Source organism: Amycolatopsis pithecellobii, assembly GCF_009707865.1.
Taxonomy (GTDB): domain Bacteria; phylum Actinomycetota; class Actinomycetes; order Mycobacteriales; family Pseudonocardiaceae; genus Amycolatopsis_E; species Amycolatopsis_E pithecellobii.
The window spans coordinates 1-6,688 of the sequence record NZ_WMBA01000121.1 but is presented as its reverse complement, the minus strand read 5'-3'; the positions used below and the strand labels follow the sequence as shown (position 1 = coordinate 6,688).

Annotated in this window: 8 protein-coding genes; 4 read left to right on the top strand and 4 right to left on the bottom strand. The window is 67.5% G+C overall.

What is annotated here, in order from left to right:
• Positions 1-119: 119 nt before the first annotated feature.
• Positions 120-581 carry an SRPBCC family protein gene (locus GKO32_RS37480; protein ID WP_312869272.1) on the bottom strand — a complete coding sequence of 154 codons (462 nt, stop codon included), beginning with the start codon at positions 579-581 and terminating at the stop codon, positions 120-122.
• Between the two features lie 96 nt (positions 582-677).
• Here GKO32_RS37480 and GKO32_RS37475 point away from each other — a divergent pair, with 96 nt between their 5' ends.
• Positions 678-1,316: a TetR family transcriptional regulator gene (locus GKO32_RS37475; RefSeq protein WP_246245343.1), complete on the top strand. Its 639-nt coding sequence runs from the start codon at positions 678-680 to the stop codon at positions 1,314-1,316.
• On the opposite strand, the gene GKO32_RS37470 is transcribed toward GKO32_RS37475, so the two are convergent.
• Entirely contained in the window at positions 1,309-1,515 is a 207-nt protein-coding gene (locus GKO32_RS37470) for a hypothetical protein (protein WP_154761658.1), read from the bottom strand. The two genes, GKO32_RS37475 and GKO32_RS37470, sit on opposite strands and share 8 nt — an antisense overlap.
• Before the next feature lie 71 nt (positions 1,516-1,586).
• Here GKO32_RS37470 and GKO32_RS37465 point away from each other — a divergent pair, with 71 nt between their 5' ends.
• Genes GKO32_RS37465 through GKO32_RS37455 form a run of 3 tightly spaced genes read left to right on the top strand, consistent with a single transcriptional unit; the run spans position 1,587 to position 4,450 of the window.
• Complete coding sequence (locus GKO32_RS37465) at positions 1,587-2,540, top strand: GlxA family transcriptional regulator (protein ID WP_154761657.1); 954 nt, start codon at positions 1,587-1,589, stop codon at positions 2,538-2,540.
• Between the two features lie 3 nt (positions 2,541-2,543).
• Positions 2,544-3,752: a cysteine desulfurase-like protein gene (locus GKO32_RS37460; protein WP_154761656.1), complete on the top strand. Its 1,209-nt coding sequence runs from the start codon at positions 2,544-2,546 to the stop codon at positions 3,750-3,752.
• A complete protein-coding gene (locus tag GKO32_RS37455; RefSeq protein WP_312869271.1) occupies positions 3,749-4,450 on the top strand; it encodes a class I SAM-dependent DNA methyltransferase in 702 nt (233 codons plus the stop codon). Before GKO32_RS37460 ends, GKO32_RS37455 begins: the two co-directional genes overlap by 4 nt.
• 7 nt (positions 4,451-4,457) lie before the next feature.
• Here the strand turns inward: GKO32_RS37455 and GKO32_RS37450 are convergent, their stop codons facing one another.
• Together GKO32_RS37450 and GKO32_RS37445 are read right to left on the bottom strand one after the other, a co-directional pair.
• Positions 4,458-4,865 carry a MarR family winged helix-turn-helix transcriptional regulator gene (locus GKO32_RS37450; RefSeq protein WP_312869270.1) on the bottom strand — a complete coding sequence of 136 codons (408 nt, stop codon included), beginning with the start codon at positions 4,863-4,865 and terminating at the stop codon, positions 4,458-4,460.
• Entirely contained in the window at positions 4,862-6,292 is a 1,431-nt protein-coding gene (locus GKO32_RS37445; protein WP_154761653.1) for an MFS transporter, read from the bottom strand. The genes GKO32_RS37450 and GKO32_RS37445 overlap by 4 nt, the downstream gene beginning before the upstream one ends.
• Between the last annotated feature and the right edge of the window lie 396 nt (positions 6,293-6,688).

Here is a 6,688-nt window from a genome sequence, read left to right as displayed (position 1 = left end):
TCGCCGGCCGCCAGACGCGCCCACCCGCCGGCGGCCCCACGGGTCCGGCCCGCCACAGGGCGCCGGACTCCTCCGTCACCGTCGCCACCCCAAACCGCATCCGCACCGAGCAACGCCCCTCACCGGCCACCCTGCTCAGCGGCGTCGCGGCGAAGGGCGCCGGTTTCGTCCAGGTCCGCCAGCAAAGCCGGCATTCCCACCGTCAGCATCTTCTTCCGGATGGACCCCAGCATCTTGGCCATCGCGAAGCCGCCGATACCGGTGAATCCCGTGTGGTGGTAGGTAAAACGCGTCCCCTCCGGCGTCGGCTCCAGCTGGTAGCGGACATAGCTCGGCGCCTCCCCCTCGGCGCCGACCCACGTGTAGCGCAACAACTCCTCCGCGCGCACCTCCAGCACCTCGCAGTCCACGATCCCCCGCCAACCCGGCATCGGCTTGGCCACGAACTGGAAGCGGTTGCCCACCTCAGGCCGGAACCCCACCGCACGCGCCCCCTTACCGGTCGAGGTCCAGCGCGGAATCAGCTCAGGCTCCGTCACCGCCCGCCAGACCTTCCGGGGGGAGTGGGGGTAGTCGCACACAATGTTGATCTCAGCCACAGCAGCAATCCCTTCGTTTCAGTCGCTATAAAATTACTGTAGCAGAACTTTTCGTGCGACTGTAGTAGCCTGCCCGGCATGAAGACGGAAGGGCTGCGCGAGCGGAAGAAGCGCGCGATGCGTCAGCAGCTGTCCGACACCGCGGCGCGAATGTTCATCGAGCACGGCTTCGACGCGGTCCGCGTGGCCGACGTCGCGGAAGCCTGCGGAGTATCCGAGAAAACCGTCTACAACTACTTCCCCAGCAAGGAAGCGCTGGTCATGGACCAGCTGGACACCATGGCCGACGCGTTGCGCACCCGCCTGGCGGACCCGGCGCTCTCCCCGGTCGCGGCGATGGTGAAGATCCTCGACGACGAACTGCACAACCTGGGCACAAGCCTCACCACCGCCGGCAACCGCGCGCTGACCCGGTTCCGCAAGTTCGGCGACCTCATCCGCGAGACGCCGGCACTGCGGGCGTACCAGAGCGACACTGCCGAACGGTTTACCGACGTCGCCGCCGAAGTGCTCGCCGCCCGCTTCGGGCTCCACCCCACCGACCCCGAACCACAGATCGCGGCGGCGGCACTCCTTGGCCTGTGGCGGATCCAGTTCCGCGCACTACGAATCCGGCTGCGCCCCGGTCACCCGATCCAAGGTGCGCTCACCACCGTGGCCGACGACGTCCGCCGCGCCGCCTCCCTGATCGAAGACGGCCTGGCGACCTTCAGCTGATCCGGCGGTGTTCGTGCCACCCCTGCTCCGGCACACGCGGCAACGGGATCTCGTGCAACTCCGTACTCGCCCTTTCCTCGTCACGGTCTTCGTAGTTCACGCTGCCACTCATGCGGGGCGGCCGTTGCCGCCGATGGTTCCGCTCGATGGCGTAACCCAGTGCGATCAGGACGACGAGGAAAATGATCAGATATACCATGGCACTAATTCTTTGATCTGCCACTTCCTGCCACCAGCGGCAGATCTGACGATGTGCGATAAGATCCTGCCATGCTCAAGACCGTCGCGGTGGTGGTGATCGACGAACTCGCCCCGTTCGAGTTCGGGGTGGTCTGCGAGGTCTTCGGGATCGACCGCACCGAGGACGGGGTGCCGAAGTTCGAGTTCCGCGTATGCGGCGAGAACCCCGGAAAGCCTTTGGCCACAACGGTTCCCGGCGTCCAGCTGACGCCGGCACACGGGCTGGACGGAGTCCGCGATGCCGACCTGGTCGCCGTGCCGGCCGTCAACATCCGCGACGAGTATCCGCAGGCCGTCCTGGACGTGGTCCGCGAAGCCGCCGACCGGGGCGCCACGATCCTCACGGTGTGCAGCGGCGCGTTCCTGCTCGGTGCGACCGGACTGCTCGATGGCAGGCACTGCACCACACACTGGCGCAGTATCGATGAGTTCCAGGCCCGGTTTCCCAACGCCAAGGTCGATCCCGACGTCCTGTTCGTCGACGACGGCGACCTGATCACCAGCGCGGGCACGGCCGCCGGGATCGACGCCTGCCTGCACCTCGTGCGCCGCGAACTCGGCTCGGCGGTGGCGACGGCCATCGCGCGCCGGATGGTGGTACCGCCACAGCGCGACGGCGGGCAGCGCCAGTTCGTGGAACTGCCGATACCCGAGTGCACGGGTGACAGCCTGCAGCCGGTGCTGGCCTGGCTACTCGAGAATCTGGCCGACGAGCACACGGTCGCCACCCTCGCTCGCCAGGCACGGATGTCCGAACGCACGTTCGCCCGCAGGTTCGTCGCGGAAACCGGGACGACGCCGCACAAGTGGATCTCGGCGCAGCGCGTGCTGCGGGCGCGGGCGCTGCTCGAAGAAACCCAACTGGGTATCGAGGAGATCGCCCGCGAGTCCGGATTCCGCACCGCGGCGCTGCTCCGGCACCATTTTCACCGGATGGTCGGTGTCTCACCACACGATTACCGGCGGACTTTCGCGCACACATGAGGCATGCTGACGGCCGTGGCCTATGACGTGGACGCGGTACGCAAGCATTTTCCCGCGCTCGAAGAGGGCGCCGCGCATTTCGACGGTCCCGGCGGTTCGCTGGTCCCCGACGTCGTCGGCGAGGCCGTCGCGGCGACGCTGGTTTCGGCGATCGCCAACCGGGGCACGGTGACCGCGGCCGAACGCCGTGCCGATGAGACCGTGCGCGCGGCCCGCCAGTCCGCCGCGGACCTTGTCGGCGGCACGCCGGAAGGGATCGTGTTCGGCCGCAGCATGACGCAGCTGACCTATGACTTTTCCCGCGCGCTGGCCAAAAACTGGGCCCCGGGCGACGAGATCGTCGTGACCCGGCTCGATCATGACGCGAACATCCGTCCGTGGGTGCAGGCCGCGCAGGCACGTGGCGTCACCGTGCGGTGGGCCGATTTCGACGCGGTCACCGGAGAACTGCCCGTCGAGGCCATCACCCTCACCGACCGGACAAGGCTGGTCGCGGTGACCGCCGCGTCGAACCTGCTCGGTACTCGCCCCGATATTCCCGCCATCGCGGCGAAAACACACGACGCCGGTACACTGTGCTATGTGGACGGTGTACATCTCACGCCGCACACTCTGGTCGATGTCCGGGCGCTCGGCGCCGACTTCTTCGCTTGCTCGCCGTACAAGTTCCTCGGCCCGCATCTGGGTTTTGTCGCGGCTGCGCCGGAGCTGCTGGAGACGCTGCACCCGGACAAGCTCATCCCGTCGATCGATGCGGTGCCCGAACGGTTCGAACTCGGGACACTGCCGTACGAACTGCTCGCCGGAACCACCGCGGCGATCGATTTCCTCGCCGATCTGGTGCCGGGTAACGGAAACCGCCGCGCGCGTTTGCGGGATTCGCTGCGCGCGCTGGAAGAGCACGAGGAAGGGCTGCTTCGCCTGCTGGACGACGGACTCGCCGAGATCCCCGGCGTCACCAGGTACGGCTCCCCCACCCGGCGCCGGACGCCGACGGTTCTGTTCTCTGTCAACGGAATCCCTGCCACCGACGTGTACCGGAGCCTCGCCGCCGTCGGGGTCAACGCGCCCGCCGGGACCTTCTACGCACTCGAATGCTCGCGCCGGCTCGGCCTCGGGGACACGGGTGCGGTCCGTGCGGGCATCGCGCCCTACACCACCGCAGGCGACGTACACCGCCTCCTCGAAGGTGTCCGGCAGGCCGCGCGGTGATCTTCGTGCACCCGCGGCTTGCCGTACTCTACGACGAGCTCGAAGGCGAGCGCACGGATCTCCAGGTATACGCCGCGATCGCGGACGAGCTCGGTGCGCGCCGGGTGCTCGATATCGGTTGCGGGACAGGGACTTTCGCACTCATACTCGCGGCGCGCGGGCTGGCTGTGACCGGGGTGGAACCAGCTGGTGCGTCGCTGGATGTGGCGCGAGCGAAGCCGGGCGCAGGCCGCGTCCGGTGGTTGCACGGCGATGCGACGACGCTGCCACCGATGCGGGCGAACCTTGCGACGATGACGGCGAACGTCGCCCAGGAAATCGTCTCACCGGACGCCTGGGAGGCCACGCTGCGCGGGATCCACGCGGCGCTCGAACCGGGTGGGTGGCTGGTCTTCGAGACCCGCGACCCGGCGTACCGCGCGTGGGAGGGCTGGACCAAGGCGGCTTCGCACCGGGTGGGCGAGGAAGTCGAGAGCTGGGTGGAGCTACTCGACGTGCGCCTGCCTTTGGTCAGGTTCCGTTGGACGTACGTGTTCACTTCGGACGGTGAGGTACTCACGTCGGACTCGACGCTGCGCTTCCGCGAACCGGAAGAGGTCGAGGCTTCCTTGGTGACACAAGGATTCCGCGTCGACGAGGTGCGCGACGCCCCCGACCGGCCAGGGCGGGAGCTGGTTTTCTTCGCATCGCGCAGCTGACCGCGGATCAGTCCGAGATACGCGCCAGTATCTCATCCAATGTGGACAAGTCCCTCTCCGACAGCTCAAGCAACCCAGCCGGCGGGCGGCCCAGGATTTCCGACGCCGCGGCAGCAGCGGCCCGGCCGGCCGCCGTGGGAGTGACGATCTTCGAACGCCGATCGTCCGGGTGTACGGCGCGCGCCACCAGTCCCCGGCGTTCGAGGTCGTCCACCAGGACTGTCGCATAAGGACGGTCGGTCAGCAATTGCTCCGCCAGCTCCCGCATCGTCATCGGGTGCGCGGCCAGGAACCGCAAGGCTTTCGCCTTCACGAAGCTCATGCCGAGGGTGTCGACGACCTCCTTGCGCCGGTCGTGCCGCTCGACGACCAGCTCACGCATCCTCGCCCAGGCGCGCGTCGCCGTCTCGTTCACGGCCTGCTCACCGCGACCACGTCCGGCTCGCCGAACTCGGGCGCCGTCCGGCGTGCCCACGGGCCCGTCGTGACGAACCCGAGCACGACCACCGCCATTCCGCATCCGGCCATGATCCACCATGCCACATGGCTCGCCGGCGCGAACCCGGACTCGATCGGGCCATGCACCCGCGAAGTCACGACCGAGCCCAGCACCGCGACACCGAACGCGCTTCCGACTTGACGGCTCGTGGAGGCGACGGCCGCCGCGACCCCGGCCTGCTCCCGCGGCATCCCGGACACCGCGGCGTTCGTGATGGGCGGGTTGACCATGCCGAACCCGATTCCGAACAGCAGGTACGCCGGCACAAGCAGAGCCAGTGACGAATGCGCGCTCACCGTGGCGAGCAGCACGCCCGTACCGAGAATCCCGGCCCCACCGACCATCAGCGGCACCCGCGGACCCCAGCTGCCGACGACCCGTCCGGAAATCGGCGCCAGCACGAACATCATCACCGCGGTCGGCAACGTCAGCAACCCTGCGTGCAACGGCGAAAACCCGCGCACACTCTGCAGATAGAGCGCGTTGAGGAACAGGAAACCGCCCATCGACGCGAAACTGCAGATCGCGATCAGGGTGGCCCCGGAGAACGGGATACTCGCGAAGAACCGCGGGTCGATGAGCGGCTCGCGACGGCGTTGTTCGTACGGCACAAAGAAAATCAGTGCCACCACAGCGACCGCGAAGCAACCGGCCGTCTGCGCCGAAACCCACCCCGCCCGCGGCGCCTCGATGATCCCGTAGATCAGACTGCCGAGGATCACGATCACCAGCAGCTGCCCCACCGGATCGATCCGGCGCGCCCGCGCGGCACGCGACTCGGGCACGAAAATGGCCGCGAACACGATGGCGGCGAGCCCGATCGGCACGTTGATCCAGAAAATGGACCGCCAGCCGACCGCGTCGACCAGCGCACCACCGACAACCGGCCCGAGCGCCATGCTGACCCCGAACACCCCGCCCCAGATGCCGATCGCCCGCGCCCGCTGCCGTGGATCGGTGAACGTGTTCGTCACGATGGCCATCGCGACGGGGTTCAGCATCGACCCGCCGACCGCCTGCACCATCCGGAAGACGATCAGCAATCCGATCGTGGGCGCGATGCTGCACAGCAGCGAGCCGACCGTGAAGACCGCCAGGCCCGTCTGGAAAGTACGCCGCCTGCCAAGGCGATCCGCGGTCGAACCGGACAGCATCAGCAAGCTGCCCACCACGAGCGCGTACGCGTCGATGGTCCACTGCAGGCTCGTGACACTGGCGGTGAACTGGCGCTGAACCGCTGGCAGGGCCAGGTTGACGATCGTGGTGTCCATCGACACCAGGAACAGGGCCGTACAGCAGATCGTCAGCACCAGCAGTTTGCGACGGTATGTCAGCTCCGGCAAGAAGTCTCCCAAATAGTTGTACGCCTATAACAGTTAGCAGGGTACAACCTTTTTCGGGCGTTGCCGGAGTGATACCGCTCGCGCCAGGTCGTGTTTCATAAGCGGCGGAGCCGCATGCTGTGGGCCGTCAACTGACACTCTGCTGCCGAATTCTCAGGTGGTTCCTCGCGAGGACAGCGCCGATGTGATGCAGGGGCGGTGGTCGGGCTGGCAGGTGGGACTGAGGTTCCGCTACCCGCACCGCTACGCAAACCACTTTCAAACAGTCGCTAGCTTGAGTTTTAACCTGTTCGGCGTGGTCGGGGGGTGACCGGTTTGGCTTTCGTGGTCGTGGTCGCGGTGACGATGTGCACGTCGTGGCGGTCGGCGGGTTGCAGGTTGCGGCGTCCGGCTGGT